Origin of the sequence: Bacillus sp. FSL K6-0994, from assembly GCF_038630815.1 — a bacterium.
GTDB classification, from domain to species: Bacteria; Bacillota; Bacilli; order Bacillales; family Bacillaceae; genus Bacillus; species Bacillus safensis.
On record NZ_CP152043.1, the window covers coordinates 414527 to 433194 of the forward strand.

15 protein-coding genes are annotated in these 18668 nt (G+C 42.6%); 8 read left to right on the plus strand and 7 right to left on the minus strand.

Going from position 1 to position 18668, the window contains the following annotated elements; translation table 11 throughout:
• Positions 1–86: 86 nt before the first annotated feature.
• Entirely contained in the window at positions 87–1424 is a 1338-nt protein-coding gene (locus tag MHB69_RS02025; protein WP_342495947.1) for a PLP-dependent aminotransferase family protein, read from the plus strand.
• On the opposite strand, the gene MHB69_RS02030 is transcribed toward MHB69_RS02025, so the two are convergent.
• From MHB69_RS02030 to MHB69_RS02040, 3 genes are all read right to left on the minus strand, one after another.
• The gene (locus MHB69_RS02030) at positions 1421–2113 is read right to left on the minus strand and encodes a 4'-phosphopantetheinyl transferase superfamily protein (protein ID WP_342495948.1); all 693 of its coding nucleotides are present in this window, start codon (positions 2111–2113) and stop codon (positions 1421–1423) included. The genes MHB69_RS02025 and MHB69_RS02030 overlap by 4 nt on opposite strands.
• Positions 2114–2174: 61 nt before the next feature.
• Positions 2175–2762, minus strand: a complete 588-nt coding sequence (locus MHB69_RS02035) for a hypothetical protein (protein WP_342495949.1) — start codon at positions 2760–2762, stop codon at positions 2175–2177.
• Positions 2763–2844: 82 nt separating this feature from the next.
• The gene (locus tag MHB69_RS02040) at positions 2845–3489 is read right to left on the minus strand and encodes a YitT family protein (protein ID WP_342495950.1); all 645 of its coding nucleotides are present in this window, start codon (positions 3487–3489) and stop codon (positions 2845–2847) included.
• Positions 3490–4034: 545 nt separating this feature from the next.
• Here MHB69_RS02040 and MHB69_RS02045 point away from each other — a divergent pair.
• From MHB69_RS02045 to MHB69_RS02055, 3 genes are all read left to right on the plus strand, one after another.
• Positions 4035–7637 carry an isopeptide-forming domain-containing fimbrial protein gene (locus tag MHB69_RS02045; RefSeq protein ID WP_342495951.1) on the plus strand — a complete coding sequence of 1201 codons (3603 nt, stop codon included), beginning with the start codon at positions 4035–4037 and terminating at the stop codon, positions 7635–7637.
• Positions 7638–7643: 6 nt separating this feature from the next.
• On the plus strand, positions 7644–8204 hold the full coding sequence (locus MHB69_RS02050; protein ID WP_034283766.1) for a class D sortase: 561 nt from the start codon (positions 7644–7646) through the stop codon (positions 8202–8204).
• 106 nt (positions 8205–8310) lie between these two features.
• Positions 8311–8595 carry an AbrB/MazE/SpoVT family DNA-binding domain-containing protein gene (locus MHB69_RS02055; protein WP_034283768.1) on the plus strand — a complete coding sequence of 95 codons (285 nt, stop codon included), beginning with the start codon at positions 8311–8313 and terminating at the stop codon, positions 8593–8595.
• Between the two features lie 40 nt (positions 8596–8635).
• On the opposite strand, the gene MHB69_RS02060 is transcribed toward MHB69_RS02055, so the two are convergent.
• From MHB69_RS02060 to tcyA, 3 genes are read right to left on the minus strand one after another with little or no spacing between them, the layout of a single operon-like run.
• The gene (locus MHB69_RS02060) at positions 8636–9379 is read right to left on the minus strand and encodes an amino acid ABC transporter ATP-binding protein (protein WP_041089051.1); all 744 of its coding nucleotides are present in this window, start codon (positions 9377–9379) and stop codon (positions 8636–8638) included.
• A 12-nt stretch (positions 9380–9391) separates the two neighbouring features.
• The gene (locus MHB69_RS02065; RefSeq protein WP_024427294.1) at positions 9392–10084 is read right to left on the minus strand and encodes an amino acid ABC transporter permease; all 693 of its coding nucleotides are present in this window, start codon (positions 10082–10084) and stop codon (positions 9392–9394) included.
• A complete protein-coding gene (gene tcyA, locus MHB69_RS02070; RefSeq protein WP_024424285.1) occupies positions 10071–10886 on the minus strand; it encodes a cystine ABC transporter substrate-binding lipoprotein TcyA in 816 nt (271 codons plus the stop codon). Before tcyA ends, MHB69_RS02065 begins: the two co-directional genes overlap by 14 nt.
• A 313-nt stretch (positions 10887–11199) precedes the next feature.
• Between tcyA and MHB69_RS02075 the strand changes: the two genes are divergently transcribed.
• Together MHB69_RS02075 and MHB69_RS02080 are read left to right on the plus strand one after the other, a co-directional pair.
• Complete coding sequence (locus tag MHB69_RS02075) at positions 11200–11814, plus strand: dienelactone hydrolase family protein (RefSeq protein WP_286098911.1); 615 nt, start codon at positions 11200–11202, stop codon at positions 11812–11814.
• Between the two features lie 343 nt (positions 11815–12157).
• The gene (locus MHB69_RS02080) at positions 12158–13549 is read left to right on the plus strand and encodes an amino acid permease (RefSeq protein ID WP_046314015.1); all 1392 of its coding nucleotides are present in this window, start codon (positions 12158–12160) and stop codon (positions 13547–13549) included.
• 46 nt (positions 13550–13595) lie between these two features.
• On the opposite strand, the gene MHB69_RS02085 is transcribed toward MHB69_RS02080, so the two are convergent.
• Positions 13596–15089 carry a peptide MFS transporter gene (locus MHB69_RS02085; RefSeq protein ID WP_034283771.1) on the minus strand — a complete coding sequence of 498 codons (1494 nt, stop codon included), beginning with the start codon at positions 15087–15089 and terminating at the stop codon, positions 13596–13598.
• A 263-nt stretch (positions 15090–15352) separates the two neighbouring features.
• On the opposite strand from MHB69_RS02085, the gene MHB69_RS02090 reads away from it, so the two are divergent.
• Together MHB69_RS02090 and MHB69_RS02095 are read left to right on the plus strand one after the other, a co-directional pair.
• Positions 15353–17140, plus strand: a complete 1788-nt coding sequence (locus tag MHB69_RS02090; RefSeq protein ID WP_342495952.1) for a right-handed parallel beta-helix repeat-containing protein — start codon at positions 15353–15355, stop codon at positions 17138–17140.
• 196 nt (positions 17141–17336) lie between these two features.
• On the plus strand, positions 17337–18662 hold the full coding sequence (locus tag MHB69_RS02095) for an LLM class flavin-dependent oxidoreductase (protein WP_034283773.1): 1326 nt from the start codon (positions 17337–17339) through the stop codon (positions 18660–18662).
• Positions 18663–18668 lie beyond the last annotated feature (6 nt).

An 18668-nucleotide genomic window follows, 5' to 3' on the forward strand; every position in this document is an offset into this window, starting at 1 on the left:
CGGTTCTGTTCTTCTATCGTAATCGGATCATCTAACGTGTACAATAAGAGAACGTGATATCTGTACCGGTACAAGGAGGAAAAGGTGTGAGGAAATATGATCAGCTTGTCTTGAGCTTAAAAGAAAAAATGGATTCTGGTGAGTACAGTGCTGGGATGAAAATTCCATCCATTCGCCACTTAGCGGCTCAATATGCAGTGAGTAAAAGCACTGTCATCAAGGCGCTGGATACATTGGAGCGTGAACATCTGCTGTATTCTGTAGAAAGAAGCGGTTATTATGTCGTGAAAACGAAGCAGCGAGCAGACAAGCAGGACGGCACGTGGATTGATTTTGCTTCATCTGCACCTGATCCCGTTGTGTTTCCATATGTCGATTTCCAGCACTGCATCAACCAAGCGATCGATTTATATCAAAATGACTTATTTATTTACGGCACAGCCAACGGCTTACCATCGCTGCTGCCAGTCATTTCAAAGCGATTAATGGATTATCAAGTGTTTGCTCATCCAGAACAGATCGTCATGACCTCTGGTATTCAGCTCGCTTTATCCATTTTAAGCACCATTCCTTTTCCGAATGGAAAACAAACCATACTAGTCGAACAGCCGGGTTATCACTTATATCTCCAATATTTAGAGAAAAATCAATTGCCTGTGCGCGGAATTCAGCGGACGGAAAAAGGGATCGATCTTATCGAATTAGAGCATATCTTTCGAGAAGAGGAGATTCGTTTTTTCTATACGATGCCAAGATTTCAAAACCCGCTTGGAACGAGTTTATCAAAACGAGAAAAAAGAGCGATTGCAGCCCTTGCTGAGAAATATGATGTCTACATTGTTGAGGATGATTATATAGCAGATTTAGAATTCGACACAAAAAGAGACCCGATCTACTCGTACGATCAGGCAGGAAAGGTCATTTATTTGAAAAGCTTTTCTAAAATCATTTTTCCGGGGCTGCGAACAGGAGCGGTCGTCTTACCTGAAGAACTGATTCGGCCTTTTAGCGAACACAAACGGCTGATTGATATCGACAGCTCCATGCTGTCCCAGGCAGCCTTAGAAATATATTTAAAAAGCGGGATGTTTGAGCGGCATAGAGACAGGATGCGAGCGACCTATCGAAACCGCTCCAAGCAGCTCGTGGCAAGATTAAAAAATGATCAGAGCGCTTATCAGCTGGGAGAACAGGAGCCGGCTACCCATACACATTTACGTGTCGACCGGTCGATTCCCATGAACCAAATTATTCAGCAGCTGAAAAAGACATCTGTTTCCATTCAGCCAATTGACCGTTATTACCTGTCGGCCTATCAAAAGGACCCCATTCTTCAGCTGAACATTTGGCAGGTGAAAGAAGAGCAGATCACACACGGAGTCGATCTATTAAAGACGGTATTTCAGCAAAGCACGCGTTATTAAAGGCGGGACAGTACATCGCTGCAAGTGAGTCTCTCAACGCTTTCAGCCGCAGCAAGTTTTCGTGTGCATACCGCCATTTGGTAGGCAGGGTCAAGTGAGTATGTTTGAACAAAGCAAGGCGCTTCATGATCAGGTAGTGTCAACGCAGCCTGTCCATCCTCTGACAGACGGGCTGTAAAGGATGAAAGCCCATAGGATAATCCTTTTCCAGTCAGCTTGATAAAGGCTTCCTTCATTGACCATAGATGAAAGAAATAGGCTTCCTGCCGTTCTGCCGGCTGTGAGAGTAAATCCTGATACTCATCCGCTGAAAAAAATCGTTTGGCAATCGCCAGATCAATAGGCTTGATTTCCTCAATATCAATGCCCACAGGTGCATCATCTACTGCGCAAACGACCCAATCGCCAGAGTGAGAAAGATTAAAATGAAAAGAAGGAAGCTGCCGGACGACAGGTTTGCCATTGCCCTCTGTTTCAAAAACGATCTCGTCCATAGGCAGCTCGTACATATCATGGATCGTTTGACGAACCAGCACTTCACCTAACAAGGTCCTTCTTGCGTCGATCAAAAAACGAAAGCGTTCAGCGGCAGCACGCTTTTCAGCTGAAACAAAGGGTTTCAGACGATCTATTTGTTGTCGTTCATTGATTTCATCTAAGTGTTGTAATTGGATAGCAAATATCTTCATAACAAACCTCTAATTTTTTACATTGATTGTACCATTGGAGAGCGGCGTGCAAAAGGGTCCATTAACGATTTACGATGTGAACACCATTCGGATCAGTTGTATCAACTCCATCAACATCCGTCATGATCACGTCAAGCAGGGAAAGCCGTTCTCCTTTTTGCCAGTGAATGGGCTGATGCAAAGGTGCTAGTAGCTGATCGACTTTAGGTGTCTGTGACAAATCAGGAACAGCAATTGTCATAGCATGCAGCGCATCGGTTCCAGTTTCAATGACATCTGTACGGCGCTGTAATTCAAGCCTTAAACGAAGAGGTGTCGAAAGAAACGTTCTCCGTTCCCCAGCTTGGATTGGCCAGTTTAGTTCTTTAGCTTGTGCAAGCAGTTGATCATATTTTTCGTCTGAGACAAGAAAGCCGATGTGATCAAAAAGGACTTTTTTGCTATAGCCAAATGTGATATTGATCTGTCCTTTTCTCATTTCGATGATTCGAAAAGTCGGCTGCTCTTCTCTAAAATCATCCCATGTCAGCGGGGGATGATAGGAGCCATCCTTTGTGAAACGGCCTTTAACCTCAAAGACTAGCGAACGATATGTTTGTTCTGTCTCTTCAACAAATGGTGTCCAGTAATGATAGTGGAAAAGCTGCATAGGTCTCATCTCCAGTATGTGAATATTCTGTTTATTTATTTTAGCACAAGAAAAGCCATTCTAATTATAGAATGGCTTGCTTTCATCTTGTAAGGGTTTGAACAGGTTTTTCTGCTGTTTTTGTAATGAGCAGCTGCAGGAGCCGTGTTGATTGCGGCAAGGAGAAACGAAGGACAAGACCTGTGAAGATCGCAGTCAAAATCGTTCCAATGCCAATCGGTCCACCGAGCATCCATGCAAATAAAAGCACTGTTAACTCAATGCCATTTCGCACCCACTGCACGTTCAATCCTGTTTTCGCTGAGATGAGCAGCATTAATGAATCCCTTGGCCCGGCGCCAAGATTCGCTGAGACATAAATGCCAACACCATACCCTGAAACCACAACGCCCGTAATAAACACATATAAAGCGGATAAATACCCGTGTGGTGCAGGCAATACCGCATTAAAGAAATCTATAAACATACCAATCAGCACCATGTTCAGTAATGCGCCGACCTTTGGAAATGATTTCGTAAAAACAGAAGTCAGTGTCACAATGAGTGCACCAATAATGATGGACCACTGTCCAATCGTGAGTCCAAAATGCTGAAACAGTCCGTAGTGGAAAGCGTCCCAAGGACCAATCCCAAGGATCTTCCCTTTCACTGTCAGCGATAGTCCAAAAGCTAATACGATCAATCCAACAAAATAAAAAAACCAACGTAAAAGATGTTCCCGCTTCAAAAGCATTCCCTTCTTTCTTAAACACTCGATTTCCATCGTAACATACTCTCACTCCCCTTTAAATGGCTTTGCTCAATTGTAATCGCTTACTTCAAAAAAAGAATTTTGTCGAATTGTAAGGGTCAAAACATCAAAACAGGCAGCAAGACTTTCGGATTGTTTTTTTTAGCAAAAGAAGCCATTAATTTCCGCATTTTAAGAGAAAAAGAAAATAATTCAATATATTTTCCCAAAAAAATAATCTGCACCAATTAAAGAATAATTATCTTTAAATAGAAGAGATTGTATATAAATCATGTCATTAGACCTGTTTGGAGGAAAAGGAAAATGCGAAGGTATACGATAAAAAAGGTCATTTTATTGGAAAAAACATAGGTGAATCAAACATCGAGAAGTGTATGTTACTAAATGACTATTTTTGTCGAAAATAGTCATTTAGTCATGTTGAGGCTTTTGAAATGTTACTGATATTCTTTACCAAAGTGTGGGAGGTGAACTGGTACATACCATTACGATATGAAGCGAGAAAAAGGGGAGGTCAAAGAATGAACTTATTAAAAAGAACGAGTCAATTATTTCTTATATTGGTGCTGATCGTTGGAAATCTATTAACGGTCTCACCAGCTGTTACGAAAGCCGCTGGGACGGTTGTTGTCAATAACACGGATTCTTATATTATTGGGAGTAGGCCACTGGTTCTTCAGCAGCTCGATGGAAATAATCCAACAAATGTAAAAGCTAGTGTAGAGGTGAAAGGAATCGATATGGGTGCAGTGAATGGTGTTGCTGTAAGTGATCGAGAAAATGTTGTGTATGCAACTGCAAATAGCACGACCCCTACTCTATATAAAATAAATGCGACATCAGGGCAAGCAGAGAGCGTAACCCAATTACCAGAAGGTGCTTCTAATGCCGTTGTGTATCAAGATAAATATATCTATTCTTATGCTTCTAATGGTGAGTATTTCCTTGGAACATACGATTTAGTTACGGGTCAAAAATCGTCTAAAAAAATTGTCGGATATGACATCGGGTCTGGCGTTGGCGGAGATCTTGTCGTTGATAAGGACGGCTATCTTTGGTTCGCATCAAATGGCAGTGGGGCCATTGCGCAAATGAACCCTGATACAGCAGAAGTCATTCGTGTCATTCCGATTAAAAATGCAGATGGTAAAACGATTGACGGAGGCGTTCGGGGGATTAGCTTTTTGCCCAATGGACAAATGCTATTACAGTCAGGATTAAATGACTCCATTGGCCATTCCACTCTTTTTACACTTGATGCGAAAACATTAAGTACAACATATATGGGCACTGTAGGTGATTCATTATCTTACGATTTAGCTTCGCGGGTTAAGCCAGAATTTGATCCATATCCTCCAGAGCTTGAATCGGAAAAATCAGTTGTTTTACAGAAAAAAGCAGAGGGCAACACAGATGAGAAGCATCCAGAAGTAGGCGACACGTTACTTTATACAATTAAAGCAAAAAATACCGTGCAATATGGTATTGTCAAAAAACTGATCATATCAGATAAGCTGCCAAGCAGCCTAACGTATGTTTCAGGGTCTCTTAAGGTGGATGGAACGAGCGTAACAGATGCAAAAGATCAAGACAAAGGTGATTATACAAACGGCACTGTTTCAGGTCAAATAGGTGACGTGAAAGATACCGATTGGCACACAGTGACATTTGAAGCGACGGTAGGCAAAGGTCAGGCAGGCAAAGATATTCAAAATACCGCGAATGTCAAAGGGGAAAACGCACCTCCGGATGAACCAACAACAAACATAGAAATTTACCCGCGTGACCCAAAGCTTGAATCAAAAAAATCAGCGGTCTTACAGAAAAAAGCAGAAGGTAACACAGATGAGAAGCATCCAGAAGTAGGCGACACATTACTGTATACCATTCAAGCCCGTAATGCGATTGAAGACAGCGTCATTGAAGATCTTGTGATTTCTGACAAGTTACCTCAAGGGTTATCATATGTACCAAATTCACTTCAGGTAGATGGAAATCCAGTCACAGATGTAAAAGATGATGACAACGGGGATATGACAGACGGAACTGTCACTGGGACGTTCGGTGAAGTGAAAGATGCGAAATGGCATACCGTGACGTTTGAAGTCACAGTTGAAAAAGGTCAGGCAGGCAAAGATATTCAAAATACAGCTAATGTCACAAGCGGCAACACACCGCCAGACGAGCCGACAACAAAAACAGAAATCTATCCGCGTAACCCAAAGCTGACTTCTGAAAAATCAGCAGTTTTACAGAAAAAAGCAGAAGGTAACACAGATGAGAAGCATCCAGAAGTAGGCGATACCCTGCTTTATACAATTAAAACAAAGAATACGATAGAAGACAGTCTCGTTGAAAACTTAGTGATCTCAGATGAACTGCCGGAAGGATTGGCATATGTACCGAATTCACTTCAGGTGAATGGAGATGCAGTCACAGACGCAAAGGATGACGATAACGGAGACTTTACAAACGGAACCATCTCAGGACAATTTGGCGACATTAAGGATACAGATTGGCATACCGTGACGTTTGAAGTGACGGTTGAAAAAGGACAATCAGGCAAAGACATTCAAAATACAGCCAATGTCACAGGCGGCAACACACCGCCAGATAAGCCGACAACAAAAACAGAAATCTATCCGCGTGATCCAAAGCTTGAATCAGAAAAATCAGCGGTTTTGCAGAAAAAAGCAGAAGGTAACAAAGATGAGAAACACCCAGAAGTAGGCGATACCCTGCTTTATACAATTAAAACAAAAAACACGGTAGAAGACAGTCTTGTTGAAAATCTAGTGATTTCAGATCAATTACCAAAAGGGTTGAAGTATGTCACCGGGTCCCTTCAAATTGATGGGGAATCTGTCACAGATGTGAAAGACGACGATAGCGGTGACTACACAGATGGAAAGGTTACAGGTTCTTTTGGTGATGTGAAGGACACGGACTGGCATACAGTGACGTTTGAAGTGACAGTTGAAAAGGGACAGGCTGGTCAAGACATTCAAAACACAGCTGAAGTAACTGGCGAAAACACGCCGCCAGATGATCCAACAACGAAAACAGAAATTTATCCTCGTGAACCAAAACTAGCATCTGAAAAGGCTGCAAGTATTCAGAAAAAGGCAGAAGGCAACAAAGATAAAAAGACACCACAGGTAGGCGATACCCTTCTTTATACAATCAAAACAAAGAATCTTGAAGAAGACAGCATCGTCAACAATCTCGTGATTTCTGATGAACTGCCAGAAGGTCTTCAATATGTCGAAGGTTCACTAAAAGTAGATGGTCAAGCCGTCACAGATGCAAAAGATGATGACAACGGAGACTACACAAAAGGTACAGTCACCGCTCAATTCGGCGATATCAAAGATACCGACTGGCATACAGTGACCTTTGAAGCGAAGATTGCTAAAGGCCAATCAGGTAAAAGCATTCAAAACACAGCAAAAGTAACAGGCGATAATACACCGCCAGACGAACCAACAACCGAAACAAACATTGATCCAAGAGATCCAAAGCTTGAATCAGAAAAAACATCAGAAATCTCTCAAAAAGCAGAAGGCAATACCGATGAAAAAGAAGTACAAGTAGGCGACACCCTTCTTTACACGATCAAAACAAAAAACACGGTAGAAGACAGTGTCATCAAAGACTTAGTGATCGCAGATAAACTGCCAGAAGGTCTTGAATATGTCGAAGGGTCGTTAAAAGTAGATGGACAAGCTGCCACAGATGCAAAAGATGACGATAACGGAGATTACACAAAAGGCACAGTCACCGGTCAATTTGGCGATATCAAAGATACCGACTGGCATACAGTGACCTTTGAAGCGAAGGCTGCCAAAGGATCTGAAGGGAAAACCATTCAAAATATCGGAGTCGTGAAGGGTGAGAATGTAGATGAGCCAGACAAACCTGAAAACTCAACGACAGTAGAACCACCAAACGTGCCAGAAGTCCCAGCAAATCCAGATCAACCTTCTGAGCCACAACAGGATACACCTGGTCATCATCTTCCAAATACTGCAACAGCAATGTACAACCTTTTACTAGCAGGATTTGCCCTTGTATTAATAGGTGCATCCCTTATTGTATGGAAAAGAAGAAAAAGAAACGGATAATCGTCCATGGTTCAAAAAATCATCTCAACTCTATTGATTACAGCAGGTATTTGTCTTGTGATCATAGGATATATAAGGATCGTTGATGGACAAAGGCAAGTAGATCAATCTTTCCAGTCTGCACAAGCAGCCATTCAGCAAAAGGGGGAAACGGATTCCCCTTTTGTTCCAAAGGCTGGTGAAACCATTGGACTCTTACACATTCCAAAGTTAAACGCTGAGTTACCAATTGTAGAAGGAACAGAAGCAGAGGACTTGGCAAAGGGTGTTGGTCATTATCATGAGAGCAATTTACCAAATGAACAGGGACAAATCGTTTTATCTGGGCATCGTGATACTGTGTTTAGACGAACAGGAGAACTTGTGAAAGGGGATCAACTCGTCATTGAGCTTTCATACGGTCGGTTTACCTATGAAATTGAGAAAACAAAGATTGTAAAAAAAGATGATCAAAGTATTATTACACTACAACAGGAAAAGGAAGAACTTGTCCTGACAACATGCTATCCTTTTTCTTTCATTGGTCCTGCACCAAACAGATATATCATATATGGAAAGCGTGTTTAACCACTGGATCAGCCTGCAACTTATCCTTTCACTAACCGATTAAAGTACTTCATTCCTTGATAAAGAGGGAATTGCCTATATCTAGAGATGCAGGAGGGGGGTCAATTTGTTAAATCAAGACTATGTAAGATATATAGATAACTTTGGAAGAATTGTTCTTCCGACAGATATAAGAAAACGGCTAAAAATTCTTCCGCAAGATTTTATGGAGATTTATCGAGAAGAAGACCAAATTGTGATGAAGCCATATTGGCAGGACAAACCTTGTATCGTCACAGGGGAAGTGACAAACTCCAATAAGGTGCTATCCGGCGGGGTGGTCATCAGTCCAGAGGGAGCGAGACTGCTCCTGCAGGATTTACTGGCGCTCCGCCTGCAAAAAGAGATATAAAAAAAGGCTGTCCTCACCACGTGAGAACAGCCTTTTTTCATCATACTGGATTCAAAATCCGGTTTAAGAATTGTTTTGTTCGTTCTTCCTTTGGTCGTTTGAAGATTTCCTCTGGAGGACCTTGTTCGACGATGACGCCGCCATCAATAAAAATCACTTCGTCTGCTACTTCTTGGGCAAACTTGATTTCATGTGTGACAACCGCCATGGTCCAGCCTTCCTTCGCTAGATCCTTCATGACCTTTAAGACTTCTCCGACTAGCTCAGGGTCAAGCGCAGAGGTAGGTTCATCAAAAAGCATGAGCTCTGGCTGAATGGCAAGTGCACGGGCAATCCCGACACGCTGCTTTTGACCGCCTGAGAGCTGGAATGGATACAGATCCTTTTTATCTTCCAGACCGACCTTTTGCAAGAGCTGAATGGCTTCTTTTCGAACCATTTCCTTTGGACGGCGCTGCACTTGGACAGGACCTTCCATCACATTTTCAAGCACTGTACGGTGAGGAAACAGGTGATAATCCTGAAACACCATTCCTGATTTCCGGCGTAGCTTCAGCAGATCAGCTGATTTATTTTTTTTCGAAAAATCAATCGAGAAATCATCGAAGGTAAAGGAGCCGCCATTTGGTATTTCAAGTGCATTTAAACAGCGAAGCATCGTTGTTTTTCCTGAACCAGATGGACCGAGGATGGCCACAACCTGCCCTTTGTTGATCGAAAAATCAATCGACTTTAAAATCTCATTTTCACCAAAGGATTTCTTTAAGCCTTTGACTGTTAGCATGTCGTTCCCTCCTTACCTTGCGACATATCGATCAAGTCGTTTTTCAATTTGATGCTGAACAAGCGATAGAATGAAGCAGAATACCCAATAGATGAGGGCTGCTTCCATATAAATAAACAAGATCTGATCCAAGTTCGCCGCAGCAATCTCCTGTGATTTACGGAACATCTCTGCCACGAGAATTTGGGAGGCAAGGGATGTATCCTTCACCAAACTAATAAATGAATTAGAGAGCGGTGGAATCGATACACGCACAGCCTGCGGTAAAATCACGCGGACGAGCGTTTTGCGATGTGTCATCCCAATGGAATAACCTGCTTCCCATTGTCCTTTTGGAACAGACAGGACGGATGCACGGATAATTTCCGACGCATACGCACCTACGTTTAATGAAAAAGCAATAATGGCACTTGGATATGGATCCAGTGTGATATTAAATGTCGGAAAGAAATAGAAAATAATAAACAATTGCACAAAAAGCGGCGTTCCGCGAACGGCCGACACATAGATGGAGAAAATCCATCTGAGGGCTTTCATTTTAGACATTCTAGCAAGAGCTGTCACAAGCGCGATAAAAATACCAATAATAAAGGCAATGATGGCGAGGGGAATTGTATAATAAATCCCCTGCATCACCATTGGCCAAAAAGATTGCTGAAGAAGATCCCAAGGAATGACGACTCCTAGGATGTTATTTTGTAACATCTTCACCAAACCATTTCTTAGAAATCTTAGCGAGTGTACCGTCTTTTTTCATTTCTTTTAATGCGCCATTCACTTTGTCAACGACTTCGCCGCTGCCTTTTCTGAATGCGAAATACGTTTCTTGAGGATCTCCTGTTTCAAATGCAACTTTTAGGTTTTTGTTACCGCTTGTTTTCAAGTAATTCAATACAGCCAATTTGTCATTGAACGTTAGATCAGCACGTCCTTGCTGAATCAATTGAATGGATTGTGCAAGACCTTCAACGCCTTCAATCTTAGCGCCAGCATCTGTTGCTAGTTTATTGTAGTTACTTGTTAACGATTGTGCTGCTTTTTTGCCTTTGACATCAGATAGTTTCTTGATGTCGTTGTTATCTGATTTTGTCACAACAATAGCTTGAGAAGTCGTGTATTTATCAGAGAAATCATATTGATTTTCACGTCCAGTTTTCCCAACTTGGTTTGCTACCACGTCAAAACGTTTTGCATTCAGTCCAGCAAACATACTGTCCCATTGTGTTTCTTTGAATTCAGGTTTTAAGTCAAGACGTTTTGCTACTTCAGTGATGACTTCTACATCGTAGCCAGTTAATTTATCTGTCTTTTTGTCATGGAAGGTGAAAGGAGCATAAGTTCCCTCTGTTCCGATGGTTAATACACCTTTATCCTGAATGGATTTCCAAAGGTCTCCTGATTCCTTAGACCCAGATTGTTTATTCGCGTTGTCGCTTGCACCAGATCCACATGCCGTGATCAATGCAACACAAACGCCTAAAATAATGGCAAAGAACATTTTTTTCATTTTATTCCCCACTTTTCTTGTTGGTATTTACAACATATGATCTTACAGAGAAGCAACCTAAAAGTAAAGCATTTGAAACTAGCTTGAGCGAATCTCACCAACTTTATGCCCTCAAACGGTCGAACGGACAAACGATAGAACTATACCCAAGTTAAAAGGTGAATAAAACCAATCACAAGTTCAAGATGATTAAGATGATTTGATTGGAGGAACGTTAGATAAACGATTCGGGTAAAATATGCTATGATCATCCCAACGAAATTTTCCAATCGATTCAATTGACTTCTAAGAAACAAAAGGGAAGTGTGAACATTTGCATACATCGAAACAAAAACCTGTCATGATCTTAATACACGAAATATACGGAATAAATGATCATATGAAGAGTATGATCCATTATTTCGACAAAGCTGGATTTGAGGTTTATTGTCCTCATTTATTGGGACAGGCGAAGCACTTCCCTTATGTCAGGGAAAATGAGGCTTACGACTACTTTATGAATAAAGTTGGTTTTGATAAGCCGATAAAGAGTGTACTGAAACTGGCAAAAGAGTTAAAAACGAAGAATGCCGCGATAGATATATTTCTGCTAGGTTTTAGTGTGGGGGCAACAATTGCCTGGCGATGCAGTCAAAATGATCAGCTGTTTACCGGAATCATTGGATTTTATGGTTCGAGGATCAGAGATGACGTCGATCTTGCGCCTGCCTGCAAAACGCTGTTATTTTTCCCGGAGATCGAAGCATCCTTTCATCCAAGGGAGATTGCGAGTGTTTTGGAGAAAAAGGAAAAGCTTTGCGTGACAATAGTAGAGGGTGAGCATGGATTCGCCAATTCATATTCTGCGGCCTTTCACGCTGAATCTAAAAAGCGCTGCTTTCAGAAAATAGATGAATTTATCAAAGTGTGTTTGCTAAAAGCAGAATGACTTGTGACTAAAGTGATCATAAGAACTGTCTAAAATGAGACTCGAAAAGAATGAAACGAAACCAGTGTGCAACGATAAAGTTTCAAGCTGGTTTTTTTGTGCAATATTTTAGATATATGGCATCCTATCCACCACATAGTTGTGCGAACATTACTAAAATAAAGACTTTGAGACAGTGACCATAGAAGGAAGCATATTTATTATAAAAGATGTATAATTAGTAGGTTGTTTTGAAAATGGAATGAATCACATGGAGACATGTTTTGATAACAGAGCATCTTAGAAGAAGGAGGGCATCATTGTGGATGTTGGACAAAATCAGCCTGAACAATTGAAAAGGGCGATGACCTCCCGCCATTTATTTATGATTTCACTTGGCGGTGTCATTGGGACAGGCTTTTTCTTAGGAACGGGCTATACGATTGGACAAGCAGGACCGGTCGGAGCCGTTCTTTCATATATTGTGGGCGGATTGATCATGTATTTAACCATGCTGTGTCTTGGGGAGCTGTCTGTTGCACTTCCTGTGTCGGGGTCGTTTCATACGTATGCGACGAAATTTGTCAGCCCGGCAGCGGGTTTTGCTGTCGGCTGGATTTATTGGCTCGGCTGGGCAGCAACGGTTGCCCTTGAGTTCTTATCAGCAGGGCAGCTGATGAGGCGCTGGCTCCCGCAAGTGGATGTGTGGATTTGGTGTCTCGTATTCGGACTCTGTCTTTTCTTATTAAATGCCCGGTCAGCGAAAGCGTTCGGGGAGTCGGAATTTTTCTTTTCTACCATTAAGATTATTGCAATTTTACTCTTTATTGGCGTAGGCGGAGCGGCGATGTTTGGGTTTATTGATACAACGAGCGGTGAACCCGCCCCTTACTTCAGCCATTTTGTGAATGACGGGCTGTTTCCAAATGGCCTGCTTGCTGTTGTGGTTACGATGATCACAGTGAATTTTTCATTTCAAGGAACAGAGCTGATCGGGATTGCGGCAGGAGAAAGTGAAAACCCTGAGAAAACCGTTCCCCGTTCGATCCATCAGACCGTATGGCGTACACTTGTCTTTTTCGTCTTATCTATTTTTGTCTTAGCGGGTATGGTGCCTTGGAAGGAAGCTAGTGTGCTGCAAAGCCCATTTGTTACTGTGTTTGAGAGAACGGGCATTCCTTTTGCGGCAGACATCATGAACTTTGTCATTATCATTGCTTTATTATCTGTTGCGAACTCTGGCTTGTATGCATCAACAAGAATGCTGTATTCCTTATCGAAGGAAGGAATGGCAGGAAAAGCATTTAGACGCGTCAATCAGCGCGGTATTCCGATGAATGCCTTACTGCTCACCTTCCTGTTTACAGGGATTTCGCTGTTATCCGGCTTCTTTGCAGAGAAAACGGTATTTGCCTGGATCGTGTCCATTGCCGGCATGAGTGCCCAGACAGGCTGGATCACGATTACATTATCACAGCTGCTTTTCCGTAGAAAATACTTGAAAGCAGGCGGAAAGCTGGAAAACTTAAAATTTAAAACGCCTCTTTATCCTGTGCTGCCGATCATTGCAATTACACTGAATACCATCGTATTGGTCAGTCTTGCCTTTGATCAAGAGCAGCGCATCGGGCTATATGTCGGCGTACCGCTTATGATCATTGGATATGTTGTCTATCACCGCTATGTGAAAAAGCATCAGGCACAAAGTGAGCCGCTGAAGCTGCAAATCAATGGAGATGACGAGATCCGGTTTTAAACCATCAAAAAGAAGCCAACCCAATCGGGAGGCTTCTTTTTTTGATTCAATGAACGCCTTTCATCGCTTTCTTAATCACTGGTGTCAGTAATAGCATCACACCGCATAAAACGATGGCAAGGAATCCGATGATACCGAAATAAACGGTTTCCGGCACTTTATCAAACAGTTTGACTACTTGCGCATTGATCGCCTGTGCCATCGCATTTGAAAGGAACCAAAGGCTCATCGTTTGCGCTGAGAAGGCAGCAGGGGCCAGCTTTGTTGTCGCTGACAGTCCAACTGGTGATAAGCAGAGCTCCCCGATCACGACGAGGAAGAAGCTCAAAACGAGCCATAATGGGCTCACAAGTGTGTTCGGACCAGACATGTATGCAGGAATGATCATGATGATGAAGGATAACCCTGCAAACAAAAGACCGAGTGAGAACTTAATCGGGGTAGACGGCTGTTTCTTCCCAAGTCTGACCCATAACCAAGCAAACACTGGAGACAGCAGCACAATAAAGATTGGGTTCAATGATTGGAACCATGAAGACGCTAGTGTCATCCCAAGGAAATTCAAGTTTGTTCGTTGATCTGCATATGTTGCTAAAATGTTTGAGCCCTGCTCTTGAATCGCCCAGAACATCACGGCAGCAAGGAACAATGGAATATAAGCGAGAACCCTGGATTGCTCCACTGCGCTCGTCTTTTTACTGAAATACATGACAATGAAATAAACAATTGGAATGAGTACACCAAGGGCACTGACAAACCAAGTGAATAGATTAATTGTGAGTGCGCCTGTTTGAATGCCAATGACAGCAAAAATCGCAAGCAAAATCACAACTAATGAACCGTAAATTTTGAAGTTCTTACGTTCGGCAGCTGATAATGGATTGGTCACATAAGTGCCGGCAAGACCAAGGTTCGGTTTTTTTGTGACGACAAATGTAATGAGTCCAACAAGCATCCCAACGGCAGCGAGTGAGAACCCGAGGTGGAAATTCACTTTTTGACCGAGTGTTCCGACAATTAATGGGGAGATAAAGCCACCCATGTTGATCCCCATGTAGAAAATACTAAATCCAGAGTCCCTGCGCGGGTCTGTTTTTGTATACAGGTCGCCAACAATGTTTGAAACGTTTGGCTTGAGAAGACCTGTCCCGATAATAATCAGTCCCATACTAATAAAGAGCGCTGTTGCTCCGCTTGGCAAAGCCAAAATCACGTGGCCAAGCATAATGAAAACTCCGCCATAAAAGACCGTACTGGATGATCCAAATACCCGGTCGGCGAGCCATCCGCCAATCACTCCTGACATATAGACAAGCGCACCGTAGACAGACATGATCGAATTGGCTGTCGTCTGGTCAAAGCCTAGACCGCCTTTTGTCACCTCTGTGTACATATAATAAATAAGCAGTGCACGCATGCCATAATAGGAGAAACGCTCCCAAAATTCAGTGAAAAACAGGGTGTAAAGTCCTTTAGGATGTCCAAAAAACCCTTTTTGAGGAACACTTTTAACAATTTTATCGTGGTCAATTGTAGACATGGCATAGATCCTTTCTTAAAAAAAGAGATATGAGAAAAATGATATTCTTGTATAGTTCTTGTGTCAATATAAAACTATTCTAAAACAGGAAAATGTTAGTTCAATAGGCGTAAAGACTCAAAAAATTAAAAAATTCATTGAAGTAAAAATTATCGGAAAGTTATTCCTGAAGAATTTATTTAAAATTTGAAGCAATGTACAAGCAAACCTTTGACACATGCATAGGATGACGAGAGAACATGTGTGAAAAGGAGTGATTTAGGTTGGGGGAATTGAATGAAGCTGATCTAAAAAAACCTGTTGTCAATGTACTAGATTTTGGCGTAATTGCTGACGGGAAAACGGATTGCACAGCTAAGCTCAATGAATGTTTAGAGTGGACAAAAGCACAGGGGTATTCCCATGTCTGGCTGCCGAGCGGCACGTATTTAATCGATGCGGTGTACAGAGGTGATTCATTTTTTCCTTTTCGAGGTGCGGGTATACGGGTGCCAAGTCATATATGCATTGAGATGGCGTCAGACGCTGTAATAAAGGTAAAACCAAATGATTCATGGGGGTATGCAGCCTTTTATATAGGAAAGGTTCAGCATGTGACCATCCGAGGCGGGCGTATTGAAGGGGATCGTCATGAGCATGTATACAAGCCGCTCCCCGCTGAACGAAGAACCCATGAATGGGGCTTTGGGATATGTATTGAAGGTGCCTCACATGTGGAGGTGAATCATGTCCAAATAAAAAATTGTACGGGAGACGGCATCATTGTCAGTCCCCATGGTTTATTGACAGAGGGTGAACCTTACTCTCCTGCTTCATCTATTGATATTTCTGGCTGCACCATCACAGATTCGAGACGAAACAATATTTCGATTACAGGCTGTGATGGGGTTATTGTGGAGGACTGTCTCTTGGAAAGAGCAGGAGTAAATGGGGTCGAGCCAAGAATGGGCATTGATATTGAAGGCTATGGAGAAAATGCCGTTAATATGGAGGAGCCTCTGAATATTCAGATTCGCAACAACATCGTCAGAGGAGGTGCTGCAAGCTCCATCTATAACTTTAACGGCTATGGTGTGATCATTGAAGGCAATCATACAGATAGCAGTATCTCCTATGGCTTCTCCACCGAAACGATCATTGCCAACAATTTGATTCGTGCAGTAGGAGGAGGTGTGACAAAAGCAGGGATTACGAGCTTAGGCGTCTCACTTGGCCAAACGGAAAACAATGTGATGATTATTGGCAATATGATTGAGGGGTTTGAAAAAGGAATTGATGTGAGAGGAGACAGCGTTCACATTACAGGCAATAAGATTAGTCTTTTTGAAGATGCGGCTGTGTCCGTTTATATGGCGAATCGTATTCTAATAGAAGGAAACCATATTGAATCAGGAACGAATACCGGAAAAAGAAGCGCCTCGCTGCGTATCTATCAATCGGATAGTGTCGTCTTTTCAAACAATACGGTCTACTCTGTTATCGATGCGGCCGTGGTGAGAGGAACGAATATCCTGATCCAACACAATCAATTCAAAGAATTCAGTAGAGGAATCTGGGTGCAGGAAGGGGAAGCTGGGCTCAACGGCAACCACTTTATTCAAGAAGGACACCCGGAGCTAGATTCTTCGTATACGATCAGTGTCACAGGAAATGCAAAGGCTTTCATCTGGCAAAATCGCTTTAAGCACTATCAAAACTACGCTGTATACAGCAGCACGACGGGGGCATTGGAAATTAAAGATAATTCCTTTGAAGAAACATCCTTATATGTGGTGATGTATATTAAAAATGGTTCACCACAAATTGGAGATAACCGTTTCTATTTAAATCGATCGATTGGACAGCCGACGGCGATCTTTATTGACCAGGCCGCCTCAGCCCGTGTGCTGCGCAATAACATCATCAATATTTCTCCTCAAAAAGCAATTGCCGTCCGCACCGCCAATTCCACTCATTCTGTCATCGCTCACAACATGCTGGAGCGTAGTCAACTGGTGACACATACCACAGACAGGCTCATCGGAAATATTGAGATTGATACACCGTCATGAGTGTTTGAAATCCCTTATTTTGGAGGTTCAGAAGGCGGTTGACAATCCTGTAAAAAGGGCATATAGTAATAATTATTTTTCATTTTTCGCAACATTTGCCCTTTTTTTTATTAATAAAACCGATTAATTCAATCAGAAAAATGTATCTAAGGACTTCGGTTTGATACATTTAGGATATAGAAAGGATGAAGAACAAGTGTCACAGCCGAAAAGGAAGCTCAAGCTAGGCGTATTCATCGCAGGAACTGGACATCACGTTGCCTCTTGGAGACATCCGAATGCAGTACCAGACGCAGCCATGAATCTAGATTATTTTAAACAATTAGCGAAAAAGGCAGAGGAAGGAAAGCTGGATTTGCTCTTTTTAGCCGACAGTTTATCCATTAATCAAACCTCTCATCCGAACGTATTAACAAGATTTGAACCGCTCACGCTGCTTTCATCTATTGCTGAGTCTACTTCAACCATTGGTTTAGCAGCAACAGCTTCCACTACATACAGTGAGCCTTTCCATATTGCAAGGCAGTTTGCCTCCCTTGATCATTTATCAGGCGGAAGAGCGGCATGGAATGTGGTCACATCTTCTATTGAAGAAACAGCGAAAAATTTTAGCGGAGAAGAGCATTTAGCACACCATAAACGATATGAGCGGGCAGAAGAGTTCGTCGAGGTCGTCAAAGGTCTCTGGGATTCTTGGGAGGAAGACGCCCTTGTCAGAAACAAGGAAACGGGAGAATTCTTCGAATCTAGTAAGCTTCATGAGCTCCAGCACAAAGGTGAGTTCTTCTCAGTAAGAGGTCCTCTCAACGTATCACGTACGCCGCAAGGGCAGCCCGTGATCATTCAAGCAGGATCTTCTGAAGATGGCCAAAAGCTTGCAGCAAAAACAGCAGAGCTCATTTTCACTGCACAAAACGATCTCGATAAAGCGAAGGAATTTTATCAAAGCTTGAAGGGGAAAGTAGAGGCTGCTGGCCGTGCTAGAGAGGACGTCAGCATCATGCCGGGTATCTTTCCGATCATTGCTGATACAGAGGAAGAAGCCCAAGCGAAATATGAAGAATTACAGGAGCTGATTGTTCCTGAGATTGGACTGAGCATTCTGCAAAATTACTTAGGCGGGATTGATCTGTCTCAGTATCCTTTAGACGGACCGCTTCCAGAGATTGATCCGAGCACGTCAAATGCGGTGAAAAGCCGTTTTGATCTCGTGATGAATATGGCGAGAAAGGATAACCTGACCATTCGCCAGCTTTATCAATCGGTTGCCGGCTCACGCGGTCATAATATTTTCATTGGAACGCCGCAGCAGCTGGCAGATGTGATGGAAACATGGCTTCGTGAAGAAGCAGCAGACGGCTTTAATGTCATGCCGCCGCTCTTGCCAGAAGGGCTGGATGTGTTCGTAGACCGCGTCGTCCCAATCCTTCAGGAGCGAGGCTTATTCAAAACCGATTACACAGGACAAACCTTACGAGAAAATCTTGGATTAACAGAGCCAAAAAATCGCTACACGACATAAGGGTGA